The sequence below is a fragment of the Streptomyces bacillaris genome, from assembly GCF_003268675.1.
Lineage (GTDB): Bacteria > Actinomycetota > Actinomycetes > Streptomycetales > Streptomycetaceae > Streptomyces > Streptomyces bacillaris.
On the sequence record NZ_CP029378.1, the window covers coordinates 1,239,633 to 1,264,478 of the forward strand.

At 71.6% G+C, this 24,846-nt stretch carries 22 protein-coding genes and 2 pseudogenes; 9 read left to right on the forward strand and 15 right to left on the reverse strand.

Features of this window, described 5'->3' with window-relative positions; genetic code table 11:
* Positions 1 to 5 precede the first annotated feature (5 nt).
* From cysC to DJ476_RS05135, 7 genes are all read left to right on the forward strand, one after another.
* The gene (gene cysC / locus DJ476_RS05105) at positions 6 to 551 is read left to right on the forward strand and encodes an adenylyl-sulfate kinase (RefSeq protein ID WP_010059288.1); all 546 of its coding nucleotides are present in this window, start codon (positions 6 to 8) and stop codon (positions 549 to 551) included.
* Positions 548 to 1,486, forward strand: coding sequence for a sulfate adenylyltransferase subunit CysD (cysD, locus tag DJ476_RS05110; RefSeq protein WP_103417500.1), 939 nt, complete (start codon positions 548 to 550; stop codon positions 1,484 to 1,486). The genes cysC and cysD overlap by 4 nt, the downstream gene beginning before the upstream one ends.
* Positions 1,487 to 2,818 (forward strand): sulfate adenylyltransferase subunit 1, encoded by a 1,332-nt coding sequence (locus DJ476_RS05115; protein WP_103417499.1) that lies wholly within the window; start codon positions 1,487 to 1,489, stop codon positions 2,816 to 2,818. It abuts the gene before it with no gap.
* A 230-nt stretch (positions 2,819 to 3,048) separates the two neighbouring features.
* On the forward strand, positions 3,049 to 4,164 hold the full coding sequence (locus DJ476_RS05120) for an aliphatic sulfonate ABC transporter substrate-binding protein (RefSeq protein WP_112489951.1): 1,116 nt from the start codon (positions 3,049 to 3,051) through the stop codon (positions 4,162 to 4,164).
* A 41-nt stretch (positions 4,165 to 4,205) separates the two neighbouring features.
* On the forward strand, positions 4,206 to 4,997 hold the full coding sequence (locus DJ476_RS05125; RefSeq protein WP_070204619.1) for an ABC transporter ATP-binding protein: 792 nt from the start codon (positions 4,206 to 4,208) through the stop codon (positions 4,995 to 4,997).
* Positions 4,984 to 5,910 (forward strand): ABC transporter permease, encoded by a 927-nt coding sequence (locus tag DJ476_RS05130; protein WP_103417497.1) that lies wholly within the window; start codon positions 4,984 to 4,986, stop codon positions 5,908 to 5,910. Before DJ476_RS05125 ends, DJ476_RS05130 begins: the two co-directional genes overlap by 14 nt.
* An 8-nt stretch (positions 5,911 to 5,918) precedes the next feature.
* A complete protein-coding gene (locus DJ476_RS05135; protein ID WP_103417496.1) occupies positions 5,919 to 6,671 on the forward strand; it encodes a sirohydrochlorin chelatase in 753 nt (250 codons plus the stop codon).
* A gap of 22 nt (positions 6,672 to 6,693) precedes the next feature.
* On the opposite strand, the gene DJ476_RS05140 is transcribed toward DJ476_RS05135, so the two are convergent.
* Positions 6,694 to 7,311: a mycothiol-dependent nitroreductase Rv2466c family protein gene (locus tag DJ476_RS05140; protein ID WP_112489952.1), complete on the reverse strand. Its 618-nt coding sequence runs from the start codon at positions 7,309 to 7,311 to the stop codon at positions 6,694 to 6,696.
* Between the two features lie 185 nt (positions 7,312 to 7,496).
* Between DJ476_RS05140 and DJ476_RS05145 the strand changes: the two genes are divergently transcribed.
* Positions 7,497 to 8,018 (forward strand): hypothetical protein, encoded by a 522-nt coding sequence (locus DJ476_RS05145; RefSeq protein ID WP_241565514.1) that lies wholly within the window; start codon positions 7,497 to 7,499, stop codon positions 8,016 to 8,018.
* Between the two features lie 94 nt (positions 8,019 to 8,112).
* On the opposite strand, the gene DJ476_RS05150 is transcribed toward DJ476_RS05145, so the two are convergent.
* The 9 genes and pseudogenes from DJ476_RS05150 to DJ476_RS05190 all read right to left on the reverse strand — a co-directional run bounded on the left by DJ476_RS05150 (position 8,113) and on the right by DJ476_RS05190 (position 19,262).
* Complete coding sequence (locus tag DJ476_RS05150; protein ID WP_112489953.1) at positions 8,113 to 9,903, reverse strand: ABC transporter ATP-binding protein; 1,791 nt, start codon at positions 9,901 to 9,903, stop codon at positions 8,113 to 8,115.
* The gene (locus DJ476_RS05155) at positions 9,900 to 11,681 is read right to left on the reverse strand and encodes an ABC transporter ATP-binding protein (protein ID WP_112489954.1); all 1,782 of its coding nucleotides are present in this window, start codon (positions 11,679 to 11,681) and stop codon (positions 9,900 to 9,902) included. Before DJ476_RS05155 ends, DJ476_RS05150 begins: the two co-directional genes overlap by 4 nt.
* A 231-nt stretch (positions 11,682 to 11,912) precedes the next feature.
* Positions 11,913 to 12,296, reverse strand: a complete 384-nt coding sequence (locus tag DJ476_RS05160; RefSeq protein ID WP_112489955.1) for a nuclear transport factor 2 family protein — start codon at positions 12,294 to 12,296, stop codon at positions 11,913 to 11,915.
* Positions 12,289 to 12,837: a DUF1697 domain-containing protein gene (locus DJ476_RS05165; protein WP_103417618.1), complete on the reverse strand. Its 549-nt coding sequence runs from the start codon at positions 12,835 to 12,837 to the stop codon at positions 12,289 to 12,291. The genes DJ476_RS05160 and DJ476_RS05165 overlap by 8 nt, the downstream gene beginning before the upstream one ends.
* A 143-nt stretch (positions 12,838 to 12,980) precedes the next feature.
* Complete coding sequence (locus DJ476_RS05170) at positions 12,981 to 14,186, reverse strand: S8 family peptidase (protein WP_103417491.1); 1,206 nt, start codon at positions 14,184 to 14,186, stop codon at positions 12,981 to 12,983.
* 615 nt (positions 14,187 to 14,801) lie between these two features.
* A pseudogene (gene mgt, locus DJ476_RS05175) lies at positions 14,802 to 16,038 on the reverse strand (macrolide-inactivating glycosyltransferase); the annotation flags it as partial.
* Between the two features lie 62 nt (positions 16,039 to 16,100).
* Positions 16,101 to 17,396 (reverse strand): ABC transporter substrate-binding protein, encoded by a 1,296-nt coding sequence (locus tag DJ476_RS05180; RefSeq protein ID WP_112489956.1) that lies wholly within the window; start codon positions 17,394 to 17,396, stop codon positions 16,101 to 16,103.
* Positions 17,396 to 18,235 (reverse strand): carbohydrate ABC transporter permease, encoded by an 840-nt coding sequence (locus DJ476_RS05185; RefSeq protein WP_103417489.1) that lies wholly within the window; start codon positions 18,233 to 18,235, stop codon positions 17,396 to 17,398. The genes DJ476_RS05180 and DJ476_RS05185 overlap by 1 nt, the downstream gene beginning before the upstream one ends.
* A gap of 55 nt (positions 18,236 to 18,290) precedes the next feature.
* The gene (locus DJ476_RS05190; RefSeq protein ID WP_112489957.1) at positions 18,291 to 19,262 is read right to left on the reverse strand and encodes a carbohydrate ABC transporter permease; all 972 of its coding nucleotides are present in this window, start codon (positions 19,260 to 19,262) and stop codon (positions 18,291 to 18,293) included.
* Positions 19,263 to 19,386: 124 nt separating this feature from the next.
* Here DJ476_RS05190 and DJ476_RS05195 point away from each other — a divergent pair, with 124 nt between their 5' ends.
* Positions 19,387 to 20,253 carry a phosphotransferase enzyme family protein gene (locus tag DJ476_RS05195; RefSeq protein ID WP_103417616.1) on the forward strand — a complete coding sequence of 289 codons (867 nt, stop codon included), beginning with the start codon at positions 19,387 to 19,389 and terminating at the stop codon, positions 20,251 to 20,253.
* A gap of 61 nt (positions 20,254 to 20,314) precedes the next feature.
* On the opposite strand, the gene DJ476_RS05200 is transcribed toward DJ476_RS05195, so the two are convergent.
* The 5 genes and pseudogenes from DJ476_RS05200 to DJ476_RS05220 all read right to left on the reverse strand — a co-directional run bounded on the left by DJ476_RS05200 (position 20,315) and on the right by DJ476_RS05220 (position 24,762).
* Entirely contained in the window at positions 20,315 to 21,115 is an 801-nt protein-coding gene (locus DJ476_RS05200) for an alpha/beta fold hydrolase (protein WP_112489958.1), read from the reverse strand.
* Between the two features lie 80 nt (positions 21,116 to 21,195).
* A protein-coding gene (locus DJ476_RS05205) for an IS5 family transposase (RefSeq protein ID WP_208853472.1) occupies positions 21,196 to 22,070 on the reverse strand; the annotation gives its coding sequence in 2 pieces (ribosomal slippage) (positions 21,196 to 21,680 and positions 21,680 to 22,070; 876 coding nt in all).
* A gap of 70 nt (positions 22,071 to 22,140) precedes the next feature.
* Positions 22,141 to 22,599, reverse strand: coding sequence for a hypothetical protein (locus DJ476_RS05210; protein ID WP_103417486.1), 459 nt, complete (start codon positions 22,597 to 22,599; stop codon positions 22,141 to 22,143).
* A gap of 116 nt (positions 22,600 to 22,715) precedes the next feature.
* Positions 22,716 to 23,428, reverse strand: a pseudogene (locus DJ476_RS05215) (exonuclease domain-containing protein).
* A 98-nt stretch (positions 23,429 to 23,526) separates the two neighbouring features.
* Positions 23,527 to 24,762: an SAV2148 family HEPN domain-containing protein gene (locus tag DJ476_RS05220; protein ID WP_103417484.1), complete on the reverse strand. Its 1,236-nt coding sequence runs from the start codon at positions 24,760 to 24,762 to the stop codon at positions 23,527 to 23,529.
* Positions 24,763 to 24,846: the final 84 nt, after the last annotated feature.

Sequence of the window (24,846 nt, forward strand, 5' to 3'; positions counted from 1 at the left end):
GTTCGATGAGCGTGACGGAGACGGGAGCCACGATCTGGCTGACCGGTCTGCCGAGCGCGGGCAAGACCACCATCGCGTACGAGCTGGCCGGCCGGCTCCGTACCGAGGGCCACAAGGTGGAGGTGCTCGACGGCGACGAGATCCGGGAGTTCCTTTCCGCGGGGCTCGGCTTCTCCCGCGAGGACCGGCACACCAACGTGGCCCGGATCGGCTTCGTCGCCGAACTCCTCGCCGCCAACGGTGTGAAGGTGCTCGTCCCCGTCATCGCCCCGTTCGCCGACAGCCGCGAGGCCGTCCGCAAGCGGCACGCCGCCGAGTCCACCACCTATCTGGAGGTGCACGTCGCGACGCCCGTCGAGGTGTGCTCCGTACGCGATGTGAAGGGGCTGTACGCCAAGCAGGCGGCCGGCGAGATCAGCGGTCTCACCGGGGTCGACGACCCCTACGAGGCGCCCGAATCGCCCGACCTGCGGATCGAGTCGCACCAGCAGACCGTGCAGGAGTCAGCGGCGGCGCTCCACGCGCTGCTCACCGAGAGGGGCCTGGCGTGAGTGCCGTCACCACCACCGTGTCCGAGGACACCGCGAACCCGTACGCGCTCAGCCACCTGGACTCCCTGGAGTCCGAGGCCGTCCACATCTTCCGTGAGGTGGCGGGGGAGTTCGAGCGGCCGGTGATCCTGTTCTCCGGCGGCAAGGACTCCATCGTGATGCTGCACCTGGCGCTCAAGGCGTTCGCGCCCGCGCCGGTGCCGTTCTCGCTGCTGCACGTGGACACCGGGCACAACTTCCCGGAGGTCCTGGAGTACCGCGACCGTACGGTGAAGAAGCACGGGCTGCGGCTGCACGTGGCCTCGGTGCAGGAGTACATCGACGCCGGGAAGCTCCGCGAGCGCCCCGACGGCACCCGCAACCCGCTCCAGACCGTGCCGCTCACCGAGGCGATCCAGCAGCACCGCTTCGACGCGGTGTTCGGCGGCGGGCGGCGCGACGAGGAGAAGGCGCGCGCCAAGGAGCGGGTGTTCTCGCTGCGTGACGAGTTCTCCCAGTGGGACCCGCGCCGCCAGCGCCCCGAGCTGTGGCAGCTGTACAACGGCCGCCACGCCCCCGGTGAGCACGTCCGGGTCTTCCCGATCTCCAACTGGACCGAGCTGGACGTCTGGCAGTACATCGAGCGCGAGGGGATCGAGCTGCCGGAGATCTACTTCGCCCATGAGCGCGAGGTCTTCTCCCGCAACGGCATGTGGCTGACGGCCGGCGGCTGGGGCGGCCCCAAGGAGCACGAGGCCGTCCAGACCCGGCTGGTGCGCTACCGCACGGTCGGGGACATGTCCTGCACCGGGGCCGTCGACTCCGACGCCACCACGCTGGACGCCGTGATCACCGAGATCGCCGCCTCCCGGCTCACCGAGCGGGGCGCGACCCGCGCCGACGACAAGATGTCCGAGGCCGCGATGGAAGACCGCAAGCGCGAGGGGTACTTCTAAATGACCACCACAGCTGAGCAGTTGAGCGCCACCACCCTGCTGCGCTTCGCCACCGCCGGGTCCGTCGACGACGGCAAGTCCACCCTCGTGGGCCGGCTGCTGCACGACTCCAAGTCGGTCCTCACCGACCAGCTGGAGGCCGTCGAGCAGGTGTCGCTGAGCCGCGGCCAGGAGGCCCCGGACCTGGCGCTGCTCACCGACGGGCTGCGGGCCGAGCGCGAGCAGGGCATCACCATCGATGTCGCCTACCGCTACTTCGCCACCGCCCGGCGCCGGTTCATCCTCGCGGACACCCCGGGCCATGTGCAGTACACCCGCAACATGGTCACCGGCGCCTCCACCGCCGAGCTGGCCGTGGTCCTGGTCGACGCCCGCAACGGGGTCGTCGAGCAGACCCGCCGCCACGCAGCCGTCGCCGCCCTGCTGCGCGTCCCGCACGTCGTGCTGGCCGTCAACAAGATGGACCTGGTCGACTACGCGGAGCCCGTGTTCGCCGCCATAGCCGAGGAGTTCACCGCGTACGCCGCGTCGCTCGGCGTCCCGGAGATCACCGCGATCCCGATCTCGGCGCTGGCCGGGGACAACGTGGTGGAGCCCTCCGCGCACATGGACTGGTACGGCGGGCCGACCGTCCTGGAGCACCTGGAGACGGTCCCGGTCAGCCACGACCTCACCGGCTGCCACGCGCGCTTCCCCGTGCAGTACGTGATCCGCCCGCAGACCGCCGAGCACCCCGACTACCGGGGGTACGCCGGTCAGATCGCGGCCGGGGTGTTCCGGGTCGGCGAGGCCGTGTCCGTACTCCCCTCGGGGCGTACGACGACGATCACCGGCATCGACGCGCTCGGCGAGAGCGTGGACATCGCCTGGGCGCCGCAGTCGGTGACGCTGCGGCTGGCCGACGACATCGACATCTCGCGCGGCGACCTGATCGCCCCGGCCGCCGATGTGCCGCCGGTGACGAGGGACGTCGAGGCGACCGTCTGCCATGTGGCCGACCAGCCGCTCTCGGTGGGCCAGCGGGTACTGCTGAAGCACACCACCCGTACGGTCAAGGCGATCGTCAAGGACATCCCCTCCCGGCTGACCCTGGACGACCTCTCCCAGCACCCGGCCCCCGGGCAGCTGGTCGCCAACGACATCGGGCGGGTCGTCGTGCGGACCGCCGAGCCGCTCGCGCTGGACACGTACGCCGACTCCCGGCGCACCGGCTCGTTCCTGCTGATCGACCCGGCGGACGGGACGACGCTCAGCGCCGGCATGGCGGGCACCGCGTTCGCCGCGGCCACGGAACCGGTCGTGGCCGACGACGACGCCGAGTGGGACTTCTGATGAGCGACGACTTCTTCTCCACCTTCGCGAAGGAGGGCGGCCGGGTGGGCAGCGGCGCCCTCGGCAGCGGCCAGGGAGGCGTGGGGCGATGTGCGTGATGACGTACGCGCACCGCTCGCGCGCCCTGAACCCCCCGCACCCGTACCGCCGAAGACCTGCCGATCTCCCGGCCGCGCCCCCCTGACCAGCAGCGGGACTCGAGTACCGGGCCAACGAGAGGAAAGCCTCCCGTGCCTGCCCCCCGTTCCACCGTTCGCCGCTCCATAGCCGCCGTCGCGGCCCTGCCGCTGCTCGCCCTGGCCGCCACCGCCTGCGGTTACGGTTCCGAGCGCGCGGACGACGGTGCGGATAGGGCGAACGTATCCAGCGGCGGGAAGAAGCTCTCCGCCGACACCGTGAAGATCGGCTACTTCCCGAACCTCACGCACGCCACCGCCCTGGTCGGTATCCAGGAAGGCACCATCCAGAAGGAACTGGGCGGCACCAAGGTCGAGTCCACCACCTTCAACGCGGGACCGACCGAGATCGAGGCCCTGAACGCCGGCTCGATCGACATCGGCTTCATCGGCCCCTCCCCCGCCATCAACGCCTACGTCAAGTCCCAGGGCAAGGGGCTGCGGATCGTGGCGGGTTCGGCCTCCGGCGGAGTGAAGCTGGTCGTCAACCCGGACAAGATCAAGACGCTGGACGACCTCAAGGGCAAGCGGATCGCGACCCCGCAGATCGGCAACACCCAGGACGTGGCCTTCCTCAACTGGATCTCCGAGAAGGGGTGGAAGGTCGACCCGCAGAGCGGCAAGGGTGACGTCTCCATCGTCCGCTCGGACAACAAGGTGACGCCGGACGCCTACAAGTCCGGTTCGCTGGACGGGGCGTGGGTCCCCGAGCCGACCGCGTCCAAGCTGGTCTCCGAGGGCGCGAAGGTGCTGCTCGACGAGAAGGACCTGTGGCCGGACAAGAAGTTCGTGATCACGCACATCATCGTGTCGCAGAAGTTCCTGGACCAGCACCCCGATGTCGTCGAGGCCGTGATCAAGGGTTCGGTCTCCACCAACAAGTGGATCAACGACAACCCGGAGGAGGCCAAGGCCTCCGCCAACAAGGCGCTGGAGAAGCTGAGCGGCAAGCCGCTGCCCCAGGAGATCCTCGACCCGGCGTGGGAGTCCATCGAGATCCTCAACGACCCGCTGGCCACGACGCTCAAGACGCAGTCGGAGTTCGCGGTCAAGGCCGGTCTGCTGAAGGACCCGGACCTCAAGGGCATCTACGACCTGGGCCCGCTGAACAGGATCCTCAAGGCCGAGGGTCAGCCCGAGGTCGCCGACGCCGGTCTCGGCGTCAAGTAACCCACCCGAACCGGACCCAGGATTCCCAGGAGGTGACGACCATGGCGACCACCACCCTCACCAAGGCCGAGGACCGTACGACGGTCGAGCACGCCGCCCGTCTCTCGCATGTCTCGAAGTCCTTCGCCGGACCCACGGGGCAGCAGCTCGTGCTGGACGACATCTCGCTCGATGTCGCTCCGGGTGAGTTCGTCACCCTCCTGGGAGCCTCCGGGTGCGGTAAGTCGACGCTGCTCAATCTGGTGGCCGGACTCGACCGCCCGTCCGCGGGGTCCATCGAGACCCCCGGCGGGCGGCCGGCCCTGATGTTCCAGGAGCACGCCCTCTTCCCGTGGCTCACCGCGGGCAAGAACATCGAACTGGCCCTGCGGCTGCGCGGAGTGGCGAAGTCGGAGCGCCGTACCGAGGCCGAGCGGCTGCTCGAACTCGTCCGGCTCGGCGGCGCGTACGGCAAGCGGGTGCACGAGCTCTCCGGCGGTATGCGGCAGCGGGTGGCGATGGCCCGCGCACTCGCCCAGGACAGTCAACTGCTGCTGATGGACGAGCCGTTCGCGGCCCTGGACGCCATCACCCGCGATGTGCTGCACGACGAGCTGACCCGGATCTGGCGCGAGACGAACGCCTCGGTCCTCTTCGTCACGCACAACGTGCGCGAGGCCGTACGGCTCGCGCAGCGCGTCGTCCTGCTCTCGTCCCGGCCGGGCCGGATCGCCCGGGAGTGGACGGTCGACATCGAGCAGCCGCGCCGCATCGAGGACACCGCCGTGGCGGAGCTGTCCGTCGAGATCACCGAAGAACTGCGTGGGGAGATCCGCCGACATGGCCAGCACTGACATCACGTCCGACCGGAAGCGGCCGGACGGGCCGGCCTCCCCCACCGACACCAAACCCGACGACATCGCCGGCCTGGAGGCCGGTCTCGACGCCCTGGACGCGGTGCAGATCCGCCGCACCCCGGTCCGCGAGGTCCTCAAGGCCAAGGTGCTGCCGCCCGTCGTGGCGGTGGTGCTGGTGCTGATCGTCTGGGAGCTGCTGGTCCGGGCCGAGGTCACCGAGGTCTACAAGCTGCCCCCGCCGTCCGCGGTCTGGGACAGCGCGGTCGACATGTGGCTGAAGGGCACGCTCCTGGAGGTCGTCTGGACCAGCGTCTCGCGCGGTCTGCTCGGCTTCCTGCTGGCGGTGGCCATCGGTACGCCGCTGGGGCTGCTGGTCGCCCGGGTGAAGCTGGTCCGGGCGGCGATCGGGCCGATCCTCTCCGGGCTCCAGTCGCTGCCGTCGGTCGCGTGGGTGGCCCCGGCGGTCATCTGGCTCGGGCTGAACGACAGCATGATGTTCGCGGTGATCCTGCTGGGCGCGGTGCCCTCGATCGCCAACGGGCTGGTCTCGGGCGTGGACCAGGTGCCGCCGCTGTTCCTGCGGGCGGGCCGTACGCTGGGGGCCACCGGCATCCGGGGCACCTGGCACATCGTGCTCCCGGCCGCGCTGCCCGGCTATCTGGCGGGGCTCAAGCAGGGCTGGGCGTTCTCCTGGCGCTCGCTGATGGCCGCCGAGATCATCGCCTCCTCCCCCGAACTGGGTCTGGGGCTCGGGCAGTTGCTGGAGAACGGCCGCAGCAACTTCGACATGCCCGGGGTCTTCCTCTCGATCCTGCTCATCCTGTTCGTCGGCATCGCGATCGACCTGCTGATCTTCAGTCCGCTGGAGCGGTGGGTGCTGCGCAGCCGCGGCCTCCTCGTCAAGAACTGAGTCACGCCATGTCCCACCCCGTCCTCCTCGTCATCGCCCACGGCAGCCGCGACCCGCGGCACGCCGCGACCGTGCACGCGCTCACCGAGCGGGTGCGGGCGCAGCGGCCGGGGCTCCGTGTCGAGACCGGGTTCCTGGAGTTCAACGCCCCTTCCGTGCCCCGGGTGCTGGAGCGCCTGGCCGCGGAGGGGGCGGACGAGGTCATCGCCCTGCCCCTCCTCCTCACCCGGGCGTTCCACGCCAAGACCGACATCCCCTCGGTCCTGCGCGAGGCCCGCGCCCGGCTGCCCCGCCTGCACATCCGCCAGGCCGACGTCCTCGGCCCGTCCCCGCTGCTCAACGCCACCCTGGGCCGACGGCTGCGGGAGGCCGGGGTCCGCCCCGGCGACCTCCCCCGGACCGGGCTCGTCCTGGCCTCGGCGGGATCCACAGACCCGGAGGCGATCGCAGTGATCGCTGAAATCGCGCGGGAGCTGCGGCACACCGGTTGGTGCGCCGTGCGGCCTGCGTTCGCCTCCGCCGCTCTCCCCCGTACCGAGGACGCGGTACGGGCCCTGCGCGCCGAGGGCGTGGCCCGGGTGGCGGTGGCCCCGTACGTCATCGCCCCCGGCCGCCTTCCGGACCGCATCGCGGCGGGCGCGGAGGCCGCCGGAGCCGACGTCCTGGCCGATGTCCTGGGCCCGGCCCCGGAGCTGGCACGCCTGCTGCTGGACCGGTACGACGAGGCACGGGTGCCGGTGGGGGCGTCGCTGCCGGCGTGAGGCCGCCGTTCCCCCTCTGCCGTCAGTCGTAGGAGAGGCCGCCCGTGCGGCTGCGCTTCAGTTCGAAGAAGCCCTGGTGGTTGGCGAGGACGCGGAAGCTGTCGAAGAGTTCGGCCGCCTTCTCGCCGCGCGGGATCGCGTTGAGGACCGGGCCGAACCAGACCGTGCCGTCGACGTGGATCGTCGGGGTGCCCACGTACGCGTCCTGCTCCGGCTCCTTGCCCGCGTCGTGACTGCGGGCCACGTCCTCGTCGTACGCCGTCGAGTGCGCGGCCCCCGCCAGCTCGGCGGGGAGTCCCACCTCGGCGAGGGAGGCGGCGATCACCGCGTCGAAGTCCTCCTCCTTGTGCTGGTGGATGCGGGTGCCGAAGGCGGTGTAGAGGTCCCGGAGGACCCCGTCGCCGTGGGCGGCGGCCGCGGCGACGGCGACCCGGACCGGGCCGATCGACTTGTCGACCAACTCGCGGTACCAGGCGGCCAGTTCGTTGCCCTCGTTGTGCAGGTACAGGCTCATGGGGCGGAAGCGGAGATCGATGTCGCGCAGCTGCTCCACCTCCAGCATCCAGCGGGAGGCGATCCAGGCGAAGGGGCAGGCGGGGTCGAAGTAGAAGTCGACGGCCGTACGGTCGTGGGTGCTCATGACGGCGAGCCTAGACAGTGATTGGCATGGACCCTCGGGCCAATCGGATGCGGGTGTGATGGGCCATTCCGCCTGTGCTCTGCTGTGCCTTTCTGCGCCTTCCTGTTGCCCCCGTGGCGCTTGCTGAACGGCCGATCAGGCACCGTTGACGGGCAACGGGCCCCGTGCCAGCGTCACTTCACGAGATGACCGTACGCAGCTCCGCCGGCACGGCGGGCGACCGCGAAGGGACGATCATGAGAAGACGCAGGGCCGCGACGATTCCGGCGATGGCGCTCGCGCTGTCCGGAGCACTCCTCGCCGTCGGCGCGGCCTCACCCGCCCTGGCCTCGGGGCACGGCGGCCCCACGGCCTCCGTCCAGGCACTCCGGGTCCAGGCCGATCCGACGCCCGAGGAGCAGGAGCGGCTGAGGGAGATCGCGGGCGCGATCTGGACGCCGCAACTGGCCGCGGGCTGGAACATGAACGCCGAGGTCGCCGGGGTGCTCTCGGAGGCCACTGAGCGCATCCTCCAGTGCTCCGAAGCGTTCGCCCTGGTGCCCCGGCCGCCGGGCTTCGTGCCCGGGCTCGGCTATCTGGTCCAGTACTGGAAGAACCTGCGGGACTACTTCCTGGTGGTCAAGGACAACCGCACCTACCGGGCCTGCGTGGTCTCGACGGCGGCGTACTACCGCTCGATCATCGAGATGGCGTCGGCGGGGATCTGATCAGGGCCGTCGCCCCTGGGGTCAGGGGCGACGGGCTGCCGTACGTACGTGGCGTACGTACGGCAGCCCGTCGGCCCCGGAGCACGGGGCGCTCTCAGGGGCGGGCGGTCGTCGTGGCGCGGCTGCCGGACCAGGCGCGCCAGAGTGCCGCGTACGGGCCTTCCGCGGTGCGCAGTTCGTCGTGGGTGCCGCTCTCGACGACCCGGCCGGCCTCCAGGACCACGACCCGGTCGGCGGCGACGGCCTGGGTGAGGCGGTGGGCGACGATCAGGGCGGTCCGGCCGGCGAGGGCGACCCCGGCGGAGCGCTCCAGGGTGCGGGCGCCCGCGCTGCCCGCCTCGGCGGTGGCCTCGTCGAGGACGGCGACCGGGGGGTCGGCCAGGACGAGCCGGGCGAGGGCGAGTTGCTGGGCTCGGGCGGGGTCGAGGCGGTGACCGCCTTCTCCCACGACGGTGGCGAGCCCCTCGGGCAGGGCCTCGGCCCACTCCAGCGCGTGCACGGTGGCGAGAGCGGTACGGAGGTCGGCGTCGGTGGCGTCCGGGCGGGCGAGGCGGAGGTCCTCGGCGAGGGTGCCCGTGAAGACATGGACCTCCTGGGTGACCAGGACGACGGAGGGACCCGTCTCCTCCTCCGCCGCCGCGGAGACCGAGCCACCGGTGGGCTGCTGGACCCCCGCGACGATGCGGGCCAGCGTGGATTTCCCGGCGCCGCTCGTGCCTACGAGAGCCACGTGTTCGCCCGCGCGGAGGGTGAGGGAGACCTCGTGGAGGACCGTGCGGCCGGGCCCGTACGCATGGCTCACGGCGTCGACGGTGACGGCCGCGCCGGGCTCGGACCGCTGCCCCGGCAGCCGTACCGCGTTCTCCTCCAGATCGGTCACCCCGACCAGCCGCGCCAGCCCGGCCGCCGCGGACTGGGCCTCGTCGAGCAGGACCAGGGCCGCGTTGACGGGCCCGAAGAGGCTGTGGAAGTAGAGGGCGGCGGCCGTCGCCGTGCCGATGGAGACGGACCCGTCGCGGACCAGGAAGAACCCGGTGACCAGGACGGCGGCCAGCCCCACGTACTCCGCGATGTGCAGCCGGGCGTAGAACCCGAGCACCAGGTGGACGCTGCGCATGGTCAGCTCGACGGCCTTGCGCGAGGCCCGGGCGGTCTTCTCGGTGTGCTGCCCCTCCAGCCGGTGGCCGCGTACGGTCACCGCTCCCCCGATGGTCTCCAGGAGCTGCTGCTGCTGGGCTCCGTTGGCGACCCGCTGGTCGGCGTAGACGGTGGTGGCCCGGCGCACGTACCACCGGGCGGTGAGCGCCTGGACGGGTACGGCGAGGAGCGCGGCGAGCAGGAACCGTACGTCCAGCAGGGCCATCGCCCCGAGCGTCAGCACGATCGCGAGGACCGAGCGCGCCATCTCGGGCAGCGCGGAGCGGACGGCCTCCGCGACCCGGGCGACGTCCCCGGTGACCCGGGCGGTGAGGTCGCCGGACCCGGCGCGCTCCAGCCGGTCGGCGGGGAGGTGCAGGGCCCGCTCGACGAACTGTTCGCGCAGCCGGGCGAGTACGGTCTCGCCGAGCCGGGCGACCTGGGTCAGCCCGTACGTGGTGGTGGCGCCCTGGACGACGGCGACCGCCAGCAGGAGGACGACGGGCAGGGTCAGCGCGTCGGCGGGGCGGCCGTCGGCCACGATGTCGACGATGCGGCCGAGCAGCGGCTGGACCAGGAGCCCGACGGCCGTCGCGCCGACGAGCACGCCGAGGCCCAGGAGCGCGCGGCCCCGGTCCGGGCGGATCAGGGTGCGCAGGGCGGCCCGGGTGCGGGCACCGGTGGCGATGGGCAGCAGGTCGGCACTGTCGGCGGCCGCGCCCGCTGCGCCCGATGGAGTGCTGGTCATGTGAGCACCGCCGAGCGGTAGACGGGATGGTCGCGTACGAGGTCCTCGTGCGGGGCCTCGGCATTGACGGTGCCGCCGTCGATGAGGACGACCCGGTCGGTGGCGGCGAGCAGGGCGGGGCTGCTGGTGACGAGGACCGTGGTGCGGCCGGTGCGGGCTCGGCGGATCCCGGTGGCGATCCGGGCCTCGGTGGCGGCGTCGACGGCGGTGGTCGGGTCGTGCACGACGAGGACGGACCGGTCGGCGGCGAGCGCCCGGGCCAGGGCGACGCGCTGGCGCTGGCCCCCGGAGAGGGAACTGCCGCGCTCCCCGATCCGCCCGGCGGTGCCACCGGGCAGGGTGGCGGCGACCTCGTCGACGGCGGCGGCGTCCATGGCGGGGTGCGGGTCGGCTCCGGCGGGGGCGGCGGCCGTGACGTTGTCGAGGAGGGTGCCGTCGAAGAGCTGGGCGTCGTGCTCGGCCACCAGGAGCGTGGAGCGCAGGGCGGCGGGCGCGAGTTCGGTGAGGGGGGTGCCGTCGAGTTCGATGCGCCCCCGGTCGGGGTCGCATCGGCGGGCGAGGCAGCGGAGGAGGGTGGCCGCGTCGGCGGTGTCGGTGACAACGATGCCGAGGTGCTCACCGGCCCGGACGGTGAGATCGATCCCGTCGAGTCCGCCGTGCCCGAGGCGGTGCAGGCGGAGTTCACCGGGGGTGGGGGTGGCTGCGGTGGTGGGGGCGTCCGGTCCGGTGGCGGCGGAGGCGGGGGTGTCCGTTCCGGACGCCGTCCGCGCAGCGGCGCCGGGAACGGCGTCCGGTTCCACCGTGCCGCCCGTCGTCTCGCCCGGCGCGGCCAGCACGTCCGCGATCCGGGCGGCGGACGCGCGGGCCTTGGCGAGTTCGGCGCCGACCCAGGCCAGTACGGCGATCGGGCCGGGCAGGAAGAGGGCGAGGCCGACGGCGGAGACGAGGGCCCCGAGGCCGATGGAGCCGCTGAGCACCAGGCGGCCGCCGACGAGGGCGACCAGCGCGATGAAGGCCCCGGTGAGGGTGAGCATCAGGCCGGTCTGGAGGGCGGCGGCGCGGGCGGCGCGCACGTTGGCCTCCCGGGACGCCTGGCTGGTGGCCCGGTAGCGGGCGACGGCCGCGCGCTCCGCCCGGAGCCCCTTGAGCACCCGGACCCCGGCGACCAGGTCGGCGGCGACCCCGGAGGCGTGGGCGGCCCGCTCCTGCTCGGCCTCGCTGCGGTGCTCCAGCGGGCGGGCGAGGTAGTGGCCCAGCGCCATGAGGACCGGGGCGCCGACCAGTACGAGGAGACCGAGCGGGACGGAGGCCCGGAGCAGCAGGACCGCGCCCGCGACGACCCCGACGACGGCGGCGATGCCGAGGGTGAGGGCCATGTTGAGGGCCCCGACCCGCCGGGCGTCCTCGGTGGCCACGTTGACCAGGGCCCCGGGCGGCCGCCCGGCCTCGGCGCCGCCGTGCGGGGCGAGGACCCGGCGTACGACGTCGAGACGCAGCCGGTGCGCGGCCTGCTCGGCGGCACGCTCCCCGGCCCGGGCGCCGAAGCGGAAGCCGTACGAGAGCATCGCGTAGACCACGGCGAGGACCACCAGCCACAGGGCCAGCGCTCCCCCGTCGGGGCGGACCACGGCCCGGTCGACGATGAGCCCGATGAGTACGGGGACGAGGGCCTCGCCGGTCTGGTGGGCGGCGCCCAGCAGCGAACCGACGACGACGTCCCGGCGCTGCCCTGCGACGGCGCGGCGGATGACACCGCGCCCGGACGTGTCAGCCCCCACCCACCTGCTCCTCCCAGCGTGTACCGGACCATGTACCGGACAGAGAGGAGGGGCGATTTTCAGCCATCCGTCTCCAGCCAAACGAAAGCAAGGCTAACCCGGCCGCGCCCGGTTCCGGTCCCCTGCCCCCCGGCTCCGGCTCCGTATGCGCGACCGCGCCCGGCCCCGTGTGAGCGACCGCGTCCGGTCCATACGCACGACCCTGCCCCCTGCCCCACGGCACGCGCAGGCTCAGACCTCCGCGAACGGGTCGTCGGCGAACGGGGTCGCCTGGTGGAAGTAGAGGCGCCACCCCGCGCCGGTCAGCCGCCACAGGGAGCTGCGGTGGGAGCGGAGCCCCTTGGACTCGGTGTCGAAGGTGAGGTGCACCACGTCCGAGCAGAGCTCCTCGCCCTGCATCCGGGAGGCGGTGAGCGGGCCGGGGCGCGGGGCGTCGTCGGCGGTGAGCGCCGCAATAGTCGTCTCCCGGTTCCAGAGCCGGCCGCTGGTGCCGATCTCCCGGAACTCCGGGTGCAGCAGGGCGGCGAGGAGCTCCGCGGAGGCGCGTACCACCGGGTCCAGCAGGCGGAGTTCGCCTTCGATGGCCGCGGCGACGGCGGGCGAGGGCTCAGACACGGGTCATCTCCACGAGTTTCGCCACGGTGTTCCAGTTGCGGGTGGTGGCGGTGAGGCCCTGCGTCTGGCGGGGGCGCGCCAGCGCCTCGGCCAGCTTGGAGCGGCCGAGTCCGTCGGGGGCGTACAGATAGAGGCAGCGGTCACCGAGAGCGAAGGCCTCGGGCAGGAACGTCTCGGCGTCGAGTGCGGCGAAGCGGTCGGCGTCGACGGGGCGGTCGAAGTAGGTGACGTGGAGCTGCCTGCCCTCCAGCTCGGCGGCGGGGTAGGGACAGGCCTCGGCGACGGCGGCGAGGTAGGCGCCGCTGCGGACGACGCAGCCGACGGGGAAGCCGAACCGCTCGTGGACGGCCCGCTCCAGGGCGGCGGCCAAGGCGTCCTCGTCCTCGGTCCCGCTGCGGAAGGCGGCGTTGCCGCTCTGGAGGTGGGTGGCGATGTCGGTGTGCCCCAGTTCGGCGAGGACGGTGCGCAGTTCGGCCATCGGGACCCTCTTGTGGCCGCTCACGTTGATCCCGCGCAGCAGGGCCGCGTACTTCGTCGTCATGGCGCCCCACACTAGGACGATCTTCCGCCCGGCGCGCAGCCGCCGCGCCCCGTGGGGGAGGGCGCGGCGACGGCTGTGGGTGGGGGGTGTGGCCGGACGGTGGCGGTGGGGCGCCACCGTCCGGCAGGAGTGGTGCGTGGTGACTACTCGACGATCTTGAGGAGCTTGTTCGCCGTGCCCTCGGTCGCGTTGGAGATGGCGTCCGGGGTGGCTCCCTCGGTCAGCGCCGTGGCGACCGCCTCCGGGGTGGCGTCCGGGTTGCCCGCCAGGTAGACGGCGGCGGCACCGACGACGTGCGGGGTCGCCATGGACGTACCGGAGATGGTGTTGGTGCCGGTGTCGCTGTCGTTCCAGGTCGACGTGATGTCCGAGCCCGGGGCGTAGATGTCCACGATGGAGCCGTAGTTGGAGAAGGAGGACTGCTCGTCGGCCTCCGTGGACGAGGCGACGGTGATCGCCTCGGGGACGCGGGCGGGCGAGACCTGCCCGGCGTCGCTGGACTCGTTGCCCGCGGCCACACCGAAGGTGACGCCCGCGGCGATGGCCTTCTGGACGGCCGCGTCGAGGGCCGGGTCGGCTCCGCCGCCGAGGCTCATGTTGGCGACGGACGGGCCGGACGCGTTGGCGGCGACCCAGTCGATACCGGCGATGACCTGCTCGGTGGTGCCCGAGCCGTTGTCGTCCAGGACGCGGACGGCGACGATCTTGGCCTTCTTGGCGACACCGTGCGAGGCCCCGGCGATGGTGCCCGCCACGTGGGTGCCGTGCCCGTTGCCGTCGTCGGCGTCGTCGTCGTTGTCCACGGCGTCGAAGCCGGAGGTGGCACGGCCCTCGAAGTCCTCGTGGGTGACGCGGACCCCGGTGTCGATGACGTACGCGGTGACGCCCTCGCCCGCGCTGTCGGGGTAGTTGTACGCGTTGTCGCCCGCGGTCTCGGTCTGGTCGATGCGGTCCAGACCCCACGACGGGGGGTTCTCCTGCGTGGCGTTGATGCTGAACTTCTTGTTCTGCACCACCTTGGCGACGGCCGGGTCGGCGGCGAGGCGCTTGGCCTCGGTCTCCGAAAGGCCGCTGGCGGAGAAGCCGTTGATGCTGGAGGAGTAGTTGCGCTGGAGCTTGCCGCCGTACTCCTTGGCGAGCTTGGACTTGTCCGCCTTCTCGCCCAGCATGACGATGTAGCTGCCGGCGACGGCGGTCTCGGCGTCCGCGCCGTAGACCGTGCCCATGGGGGCCGGCGCGGCTCCGGCGAACGAGGTTCCGAACAGGGTGACTCCGGCTGCGGCTGCCACGGCGGTGATCGCGGCGGTCAGCTTGGTCCGGCGAGTGACGGTGCGCTGGTGCTTGGCCATGAAGAGGGGTCTCCTCGTCAATCTCTGTGGGGGGATTGACCTCCGGCCGGAAGATCTCCGGGGGTTGGCTCGAAACCCTGACCGATTGACGAGCACAGATCAAGACCCCCTTGCAGCTGTGACTTACTCAACAAGCTTTCATAACAAGGAATCGGCCATGGCGTGTCACAACGGGCAGCGAGCGGCAACGGCCCGGCAACAGTGCCGGAACGGCGAACCGCGAAGAGGGTTCTTACCCGGGGAAACACCAGGTCACGGGCGGGTCCGAGCCGCTCCTCCCACCGCGTGCCGCAGGCGCGTTCACCCGAAACCGGTGCCGCCGGGCGCAGTTGGGTATGCGTGAAGACCTGTGAACGTGCGTGAAGAAGTGCGCAAGAGGGGTGAAGTCCCCTGCCGGAGGTGTGGAGCCCCCCGGTGGGTGCGTGCAGATGCAACGACCATGCGCCTCGCACATACGGACGCCCGTCCCGGACCACCGTGTTCCGCGATGGCCCGGGACGGGGCGGACAACGTCCGGATATCAGTCCGACCGATCCGCTCAGCGAGGCGGTTCGGCTTCCCCCTCAACGAGGCAGTTCCGTCTCCGCCCTCAGCGAGGCAGCTCGGCTTCTGCCCTCAGCGAGGCAGTTCGGCTTCGATGAGGTCGGCGGCCCGGAGCGTGCCGCCCTCCTTCGCCATCTGCTCGCGCAGCCGCGCCGACCGCTCGGCCACCTCCGGGTCTCCGACCAGGGCGAGGACCGCCTCGCGCAGCGTCGCCGCGTCGGCCTCCTCCATCGGGACGTGCCGGGCCACCCCGAGCGCCTGGAGCATGTCGGCGTTGCCGAACTGGTCGACGGCCTGCGGCACGGCCACCATCGGCGTTCCCGTGGCGAGCCCTTCCTGACTGCCGCCCGCCCCGGCATGGGTGATGAACGCGTCGGCCTGCTTCAGCACCGCCAACTGCGGGACCCACGGATGGACTTCCACGTTCGCCGGTACGTCGCCCAGCTCGGCCGGGTCGACGTGCGCGCCGATCTGGAGCACCACGTGCCAGCCGGGCAGGCCACCGAAGGCCGCCACACACTCCCGGTAGAAGGCGGGCTGCTTGGTGAACGAGGAGCCGAGCGAGACCAGGAGCACCTTCTCCACCCCGGCCGGCCGCTCCCACTCCCCCTGGTCGGCCCGGTCGCCCTGGCAGGCGCCGACGAAGGTGAACATCCCGTGGTCCACCCGGTCCGCGTTGGGCTGGAGCGCCTCGGGGATCAGGACCAGGCCGCGGCGCGGGCGGGCCACGAAGTCGTCGCTGGAGAGATGGCCGAGGCCGTTCTCGGTGAGCCAGGCCGCGAAGCGGTCGTAGTACGCCCGGCCGCGCTCGGTCTGCTTCATCTCGGCGGTCATCGGCTCGCCGATCTCCTTCTCGTACCCCTCCCAGGGCACCAGGTTGGGCCAGAGGGAGACGGCGGGGACGCCCCAGCGGTGGGCGAGGACGCGGGCGGGGTAGGAGGTGATGTCGTGCAGGACGAGATCGGGCTCGTCCCCGTCGAAGGCGGCGGCGAGCTGCGGCAGCGCCTGCACGGCGTCGTCGAGGAAGGGTTCGAGGTTGTCGATCAGCTCGGTGCCCCAGGCCTCGGGGTCCTCCTCGGTCGGCAGGGTCGAGGTGTAGATGACCGGCTCGGCGCCGGTGGCGGCGACCTTCCCGGCGAACGAGGCGGGGATGGCGTAACTGACGCGGTGCCCACGGCTGACGAGCTCCCGGATGACGTCGAGGCTCGGGTTCACATGTCCGTGGGCGGCGATGGAGAACATGGCGATGTGGGCACGCGGTGATTCGGTCATGTGCTTCACCATAGGCGAGACGGAACGTCTCGTCTAGTTATTTTGGCGTTCCCTTCCGGAGCCGTTGCCCGAGGCTTGTCAGCGTCGGCCCCGAGCCGCTCAGCGCTGGTAGCGGGCCAGGACCCGGTTGCCGTCGTCGACCAGCCGTCTGCGCAGCTCAGCGGTGTCGATCGCGCCGCTGTAGTACTCCTGGAGGGCGGGGGTGGCGACCTTGTCCTTCCACTCGGGATAGCCCCGTACGGCCTGCGCGGGCGCCGGACGGAGGTGCTTCGCGAGCGCCGTCCCGGTGGCCCAGCCGTGCTCGGCGGTGTGCAGGGAGGGGTGGGCGAGGGCGGTGGTGCCGGTGGGCAGCATCCAGTCGCCGCGGGCGAGGCGGACCATGTTCGGCGGCCGCAGCAGGAAGTCGATGAAGGCGACGGCATCCTTCTTGTACGGACTGTCCTCCGCGACGGAGAGGGTCTGCGGGCTCACCCCCTGGGCCGGTCCGCCGGGCCCCGCCGGTGCGGGCAGGACCGTCCAGGCGAATCCTTCGGGGGCCTGCTCCACGATCTGCTGGCGGTAGGCGAAGCCGAGCGGGACCATGGCGTACCGCCCGCCGAAGAAGCCGGGCAGGGTGTCCGAGCCGCCCATGCCCAGGGCCGTACGGGCCGCGCTGCGGTCGGAGTTGACCTGGTCGCGGATGGTGCCGGTCACCACCTGGTCGCCCGCCTCGAAGCGCAGCTCGGCCTTGCCGTCCGGGTCGCGGTGGAAGAGTTGTCCACCGCCGGAGAGGCCCAGGTTGAGGGTGACGGAGACGGGCTCCCTGAGCGGCCAGGCGACCCCGTAGCGGCCGTTCTCGGTCAGCGTCTTGGACACCTCGCGAAACTCCGCCCAGCTCCAGGGACGCTCCGGCGTCGGGATGCGGGCGCCCGAGGCTTTCAGCAGCTTCGTGTTGGCGATGAGGACGCGCGGCTCCTGGAGGAAGGGGACACCGTAGATCCCGCCGTCGAAGGTGGTGGTGCGCCAGGACTGTTCGGGGATGTCGGCCTTCAGCCGGTCGGGGAGGAGGGAGCGCAGGTCGGTGAGGTAGCCGCCGTACGCGAAGTCCGCGAGGTCGTCGGAGGCGTCGTGGATGATGTCGGGCGCCTCACCGCCCTCGAAGGAGGTCAGGAGCTGGTCGTGGACGTTGTCCCAGCTGCCCTGGACATACTCCACCTGGACGTCGGGGTGGGCGGCGTTCCACTCCCGCACCAGCTGCTTGTTGGCGTCGACGGACTCCTTCTGCCAGGCGAGCGACTGGAACCGGAGCCGGATCGTGCCGTCGGCGTCCCGCCCGTCATCGGTGCTCGAACAGCCGGTGAGCAGCAGGGCGAGGGCGGTGGCGGCCGCCGCCATCCGCCGGGCCAGGGCGGGCATCAGCCCCTCACCGCCCCGGTCGTCATCCCGCCGGTGATCCTCCGTTGGATGAAGGCGAAGAGGACGAGGGAGGGCAGCGTGGCGAGGAACGCGGCGGCGGCCAGCGGCCCGAGGTCGGCCACGCCCTCCGCGCCGAGGAAGTGGGTGAGGACGACCGGCAACGTCTGCTTCTCCGGGGTCTTGAGGAGAACGAGCGCGAAGAAGAACTCGTTCCACGCGGTGATGAACGCGAAGAGGGCGGTGGCGACGATCCCGGGGGCGAGCAGCGGGGCGACGACCGAGACGAGCGTCCGTACGCGCCCCGCCCCGTCGACGGCGGCGGCCTCCTCCAGCTCGGTGGGCACGGCCCGTACGTACCCGGCGAGCATCCAGAGCGCGAAGGGCAGCGACCAGACGACGTAGACCAGGATCAGTCCCCAGAGGGAGTTGATCAGGTGCAGGTTCTTCAGCACCAGGAAGAGCGGAATGATCACCAGCACGAACGGGAACGCCTGGCTGACCACGACCCACCCGGTGGCGGCGGTGGCGAGCCGGCCCCGGTGGCGGGCCATCACATAGGCCATCGGGGTGGCGATGGTGACGGCGATCAGGGCGGCGGAGACGGCGGCGATGAGCGAGTTGGCCGCCGCCTGGAGCAGCGGCTGCTCGTCGAAGGCCTGGCGGAAGTTGTCCAGGGTGGGGTCGTCGGGGATCCAGGTGGGGTGGAGCGAGCCGAGTTCGCGGGCGGGCTTGAAGGCGGTGGAGAGCAGCCAGAGGAACGGGAAGGCGAGGAAGACCAGATACGCGAGCAGCGCCAGGTACTGCCCGGCGCGGGCGGCCCGGCCGGTGGGCAGGCTCATCGCGTCCCGCCTCTCCTGGGCGCACCCCTCCTGGGGACGCCTCCCCCGAGGGTGCTCATCGCTCCCCACCTCCTCCTCTGATCCGGCCGACGAGGAAGCAGGCGAGGAGCACGGAGATCACCGCGACCATCACACAGCCCATCGCGGCGGCGTAGCCGAACTGTCCGTAGCGGAAGGCCTCTTCGTACGCGAAGAGCATCGGCAGCCGGGTCCGGCCGCCGGGCCCGCCGCTGGTCAGGACGTAGACGAGGGCGAACGCGTTGAAGTTCCAGATCAGGTTGAGCGCGCTGATGGCGAGCGCGATGGGCCGGATCGCGGGCCAGGTGACCGTACGGAACCGGCGCCAGGCGCCCGCTCCGTCCAGGGCCGCCGCCTCGTGGAGTTCGTGCGGGGTGTTCTGGAGTCCGGCGAGCAGGGCGACGGTGGTCTGGGGCATCCCGGCCCAGATGCCGACGAGGATCACGGCGGGGAGCGCGGTGGCCAGGCCGGTGAGCCAGTCGCGGCCGTCGCCGAGGCCGAGGTCGCGGAGGGTCTCGTTGAGGACGCCGGCGTCGGGGTGGTAGACGAGGCGCCACATGATGCCGACGACGACCTCGGGCATCGCCCACGGGATGATCGCCAGCGCGCGGGCCAGCCAGCGCAGCCGTAACCGCTGGTTGAGCAGGAGGGCGAGGCCGAGGGCGAGGAGGAACTGCGGGACGGTGACGCCGAACGCCCAGAGGAGGCCGATCCGGAACGAGTCCCAGAAGAGGGTGTCGTACCAGAGGTCCTGGAAGTTGAGGGTGCCGATCCACTGGGTGGAGCGGGTGCGGCCGGACTGGGCGTCGGTGAAGGCGAGGGCGATGCCGTAGAGGAGCGGGCCGACGCTGAGGATCAGGATGGGGAGGAGGGCGGGCAGGACGAGGAACCAGGCGGCCGCGCGGTCCCGGACCGCCGCCGGTCCTATAGCCGTCGGCCCCGTGGCCGCCGGTCCCTTGCGCGGGTGCCCGGGCCGGGGGCGCCGCCCCTTCACGACCTCCGATGCCACGAATACCCCTTTTCACCGCCTTGGAGGAGTTCATCCAGTTCTGGCCGCTCTGGTGGTCTCCGTCATCGTGCTGACGGGCCGTCGGTTCGTCAAGGTGGCCTGCGCGGATGCGAAAATCGCACCCATGGACGAGATGCGTGCGCGCGAGGTGCTGTCGGCGGCCGGTTTCCCCGGTGCGGCGGAGCTGCTGGCGCTGGGCGAGAACGCGGTCTTCGCGGCCGACGGGCTGGTGGTGAAGGTCGGCCGGGACGCCACCGGCCACCCGGAGCTGGCGGCCCGCGCGGAGCGGGAGGTGGCGGTCGCGGAGTGGCTCGCGGCGTCGGGCGTCCCCGCGGTCCGGCCCGCCGAACCCGGGGTACGGCTGGTCGAGGGGCACCCGGTGACGGTCTGGCACCGGCTGCCCGCCCCCGTACGCCCCGCCGAACCGCGCGATCTGGCGCCCCTGCTCTCCCGGATCCACGCACTGTCGGCCCCGGCGGACTTCACGCTCCCGCGCCGCGAGCTGCTCGGCGGGGTGGAGCGCTGGCTGACCCTGGCGGGCGACACGATCGACCCGGCCGACGCCGACTACCTCCGCGCCCGCCGCGACGGCTTCGCGGCCGCGGCCGCCGCCCTGACCCCGCAGCTGCCCCCGGGCCCGATCCACGGCGACGCGCTCCCCCGCAACATCCACATCGGCCCCGAAGGCCCGGTCCTGGTCGACCTCGAGACCTTCTCCGCGGATCTACGGGAACACGACCTGGTCGTCCTCGCCCTCTCCCGCGACCGCTACGGCCTGCCCGCCGCCGCCTACGACGCCTTCACCACCGCGTACGGCTGGGACGTCCGGGAGTGGGAGGGCTGCGCGGTCCTCCGCGGCGCCCGCGAGACCGCCAGCTGCGCCTGGGTCGCCCAGCACGCCCCGACCAACCCGAAGGCCCTCACGGAGTTCCGCCGCCGGGTCGCCTCGCTCCGCGACGGGGACGCGGAGGTGCGGTGGTATCCGTTCTAGGGCCTGTTGCGAAAGTGCATAGATGACTCAAGGTCCGCTTCTTGGAGCACGGTATCGAGGGTCAGGAGTGCCGTTGAAGGAACTGAACGATCGCGAGGTTCACGCTGTCCGGCTCCTGCTCTGCGGGGTAGTGGCCGGATTGCTCGAGGACGAGTGGGGTGACATCGGTGGCAAGGGCGGCCATTCCATCCGCGACTGCCGTCCCCATCGCGTGTCTGCCTCCGACCGCCAGGACAGGCGTTGGAATCGGCTGGGCGGCAAGGGCTTGAATGTCATCGACATCTTCTGACCTGGTGCGGTAGTAGGCCAGCCCGGCGTTCAGTACACCTGGAGTGCTGTACGCCTCGATGTAGGCCGGAAGGGTGTCTGGGTCGAGGCCGCTTGGTCCGGCGCTCTGTTCCAGAAACGTGCCGTAGTAGGCCGCTTCCCGGCCGGGCACGAGCTTCTCCGCGAGGCCGGGCGTACGGTTGAACGGGCCGTGCCAGGATGGATAGTGGCCCCGGCCAGCCTCGGGAATCTCGACATCGACACCGGGAAGGATCTCTTCCTCGACCACGAGTCCAATGACCGATTCCGGCGCTTGGGCCGCGATGAGGTATCCGACCGTCGCACCCCAGTCGTGACCGATGACGGCGAAGCGCGTGACGCCCTCCTGCGCCAGCCGTGCCCGGACACCGTTGGCGAGTGCCGTCTTGCGGAAGTCGGTCACGCCGGAGTCGGGAGCGGTGCCCAGCCCGGGAAGCGTGACCGGGACTGCGGTGATACCGGCGGCATCGAGCGCCGGAATGAGGTACCGCCAGTGGTCGGACGTGACCGGCCAGCCGTGCAGCAGCACCGCTGCCGGGGTTCGATTCTCGCTCATCGCCCTATGATCCCTCTACTCCGGAACACGCGTTCGCCCGCCTGGCGCTGATGCCACAGGGCCTGTCGTGGAAGTGCTGGTCACAGCCACTCGTTGATGGCCGCGACCAGCGCTGTCGCCTCGTAGCGCACGGCCAGCTTGTCGTATCTGGTGGCCACCGAGCGGTGTCGTTTCAGCCGGTTGATCCCGCACTCCACCGCGTGGCGCTCTCTGTAGTCCTCCTTGTCGAAGGCCGGTGGCCTGCCGCCTCGGGAGCCGAGTCTTTTGCGATTGCGGACCTGGTCGGCTTTCTCCGGAATGGTGCACTTGATCCTGCGTCTGCGCAGGTAGGAGCGGTTCGCGCGGGAGCCGTAGGCTTTGTCGGCACGGACCCTGTCGGGTGTAGTGCGTGGTCGTCCGGGGCCGGTGCGGGGCACGCGAATGCGTTCGAGGACCGGTTGGAACTGCGGGCTGTCGTGCCGGTGCCCGGCGGTGATCAACAGGGACAGGGGCTTCTGTCCCTGCTCGGTCGCAAGGTGGATCTTCGTGGTCAGACCGCCGCGGGAGCGCCCGAGCCCGTGGTCGTCCGGCTCGTTGTCGATTCCGCCGGGCGGCTCGCGCTGCAGATCCCCTCTTTACGCGCGCCAGCGGCGTGCTGGTGGGCACGGCAGACGGTCGAATCCACACTCACTTCCCAGGTAATCAGGCCCTGCGCCTCGGCCTGGACCTGCAGCTGCTCCAGTATCCGCTTCCACGTTCCGTCGCGCTGCCACCGGCGGAACAGGTCGTAGATCCGGTCCCATGGGCCGTACCGCTCAGGTACGGCCCGCCACGGCGTACCCGCCCGGGTCCGCCACCGTATCCCGTCGATCAGCTGCCGACGTGCCCACATCCGGGGCCTCCCCGGCTTCTTCCCCACCGGCAGTAACGGCTCCAGCCGAGCCCACTGCCGGTCCGTCAGGTCCCCTCGCGCCACGACACGTGATCATGCACAACCTTGATCCACTTTCGCAACAGGCCCTAGAGCCTCCGGCCGGACGCGGTGGTCAGGGTGCCATCATCCGGTCGAAGGACGTGACGTTCAGCTTGATCCCGTCGACGCTCTTGATGACGGTGACCATCTCCCCCTTTGAGGTCTGACCGGGCTGCACGTCGGTGACGTACTCGGTGCTGTTCGCCACCCGGGTGCCGTTGGCGTCCACAGCCTCCCAGTCCCAGGTGTAGTTGGACTTCTTGCTGCTGTTGTTCTTGATCGTCCACACGACCCAGACGTTGCTGATCCCGGCCTGCGAACGGTCGTCGAGCTCGAAACTGACCAGGTCCTCACGCTCGCCCTTCTCGGAGGGCGTCGCCTTGGGGGTGTCCTGCGCGGCCTCGGACGCCTCTGTGGTCGGTGGCGCGCTGCCGTCGCCACCGCTACCGCTCTCAGCGGTACAGGCAGTGCCGAAAGCCAGCCCGATGGCCGCTGCCACGGCGATGAAGGGGGAAGAAGCACGACGGTTCATGACAGACCTCCGTGACATGCGGCTCGACCGCACCTTCTTCTCATTTTGCCCTTGTTGACCTCTATCGGCTCATCGGGACCACCAGGGCTCCGCCGCCCGCCCACTCCCCGATGGGGTCACCGCCCCCGGGGTATCACCGGCCAGGCCTGCTCCACCACCGCTTCCGGGTTGGCCGTGCGGCGGAGGTAGGCCTGGAGGGAGGCGGACTGTTCGGCGGCGGCGCGGACCTGGAGGGCGTGGAGTTCGGTGGGGGCAGGGTGCCGACCGGGCGGTGGCGCTCGCCCATCCGCCGGACCACGCGGACCGCCGCGACCGCGTCGGCCGTGGCGTCATGGGCGTCGGAGAGGGTCACGCCGTAGTGCTCGCAGAGGGCCTGGAGGGCCCGTTTGCCCTTGCGGTACTTGTCGACGTGTTTGTCGATGACCAGGGGGTCGATGACGGGCGAGGGCACGCCACCGATGCGCTGCTCGACGGAGGCCAGGCCGTACCTCGCGCATTCGCGGTCCAGGAGCGAGAGGTCGTAGCGCGCGTTCATCACCACCAGCGGCACCCCGGAGCGCAGCACTTCGGCGACCGCCTGGGCGATCTCCTCGACGGCCGATGCGGCGCGGGCGCCGTGCCTGCGGGCGTGGTCGGTGGCGATGCCGTGGATGGCGGCGGCCTGCTCGGGTATCACCACCCCCGGGTCCAGCAGCCAGGTCCGCTGCTCGGTGACCGTGCCGTCCGGCTCCAGCCGGACCAGTGCGGCGGTGACGATCCGGTCGCTCTCGACGTCGGTCCCCGTCGTCTCCAGGTCGAAGCCGACCAGTGGTCCCTGATGCCAGCTCATCCCGATACCTCCTTCGTGGCGCTCCCCCGTGGTGCTCCCCCGAGTGATGACCACCTTCGCATGCGGCACTGACAGCGACCGGGACGGGTGGCGGGCACCTACGAGACCGGGCGCGAGTCCGTCCAGACCGATTCGAACTCCTCGCGGTAGGTCTCGAAGAGGCCGCTCTCGCTGTCCTGCCCCGCCCGCACCACCGTCCGCCGCCCGCCGCCGCGCAGCACCAGCACCGGCGCCTCCATGCCCCGGGCCCGCCGCAGATAGGGCTGGACGACACCCACCGCGTCCGCCCCGTCGCCGTCCACCAGGTACGCGGTGAAGCGCGGGGTCTCGTCGAAGACCTGGATCTCGAAGGCGCCGGGGTCGCGGAGCTTGGAGCGGACCCGGCGCATATGGAGGATGTTCATCTCCACCGACCGGCTCAGCTCGCCCTTCTTGAGGCCCAGTTCCCGCTCGCGCCGCTTCACCGCGCTGCTGGCCGGGTTGATGAAGAGCAGCCGGACCCGGCACCCCGACTCCGCGAGCCGGACCAGTCGGCGGCCGGAGAAGTTCTGGACGAGCAGGTTGAGGCCTATGCCGATGGCGTCCAGCCGGCGCGCCCCGCCGAACAGGTCCTCGGCCGGCAGCTGGCGTTGGAGCCGGACCCGGTCCGGGTGGACGGAGACCACATCCGCGTACCGGTCCCCGACCAGCTCCTCCACCGCGTCCACCGGCAGCCGGTCCGCGGAGGCCACCCCCGCCCCGCTGCCCAGGATGTCCAGCAGCCGGGCCGAGGCCCGCTCCGCCTGGGCGAGCACCGCCTCGTTCAGCGCGCGGTTGCGGGAGACGACGTTACGGGCCACCTCCAGCTCGTCCAGGGCCAGCTCCACATCCCGCCGGTCGTCGAAGTACGGCTCGAAGCACGGCCAGTGCTGGACCATCAGCTCCCGCAGCTGCGGGAGCGTGAGGAAGCTCAGGACGTTGTCGTCGGCGGGGTCCAGCAGATAGCCCTTGCGCCGCGAGACCTCGCGTACGGCGACGGCGCGCTGCACCCACTCCTGCCCGGCGGGCCCGGCGGCGGCCACCACCCAGTCCTCGCCGTGCACCGGCTCGTAGATCGGCCGGAGCACCGCGGCGACCACCGCACGCAACCGCTGTTCGACCAGATTCAGCCAGATATAGGCGCGCCCGGCCCGCTGTGCGCGGGTGCGTACCTCGCTCCAGGCCTCGGCGCCCCAGTCCAGCTCGGCGCCGATCTCCACGGGCTGCGCAAGGGACACCGCCCCGGGCGGCGCATCGGTCGATTCCCCCTCGTGACCTGCGTCACCTGGGGGTAGCTCGAACCCTCCCGAGCTCACCCGTCTACCGCCTTCCACTCCCCCACCCAACGATCAAGGAAGGGTACTCCGGGAGCGGGATCCGGTGCAGCCCGATGGCCGGGC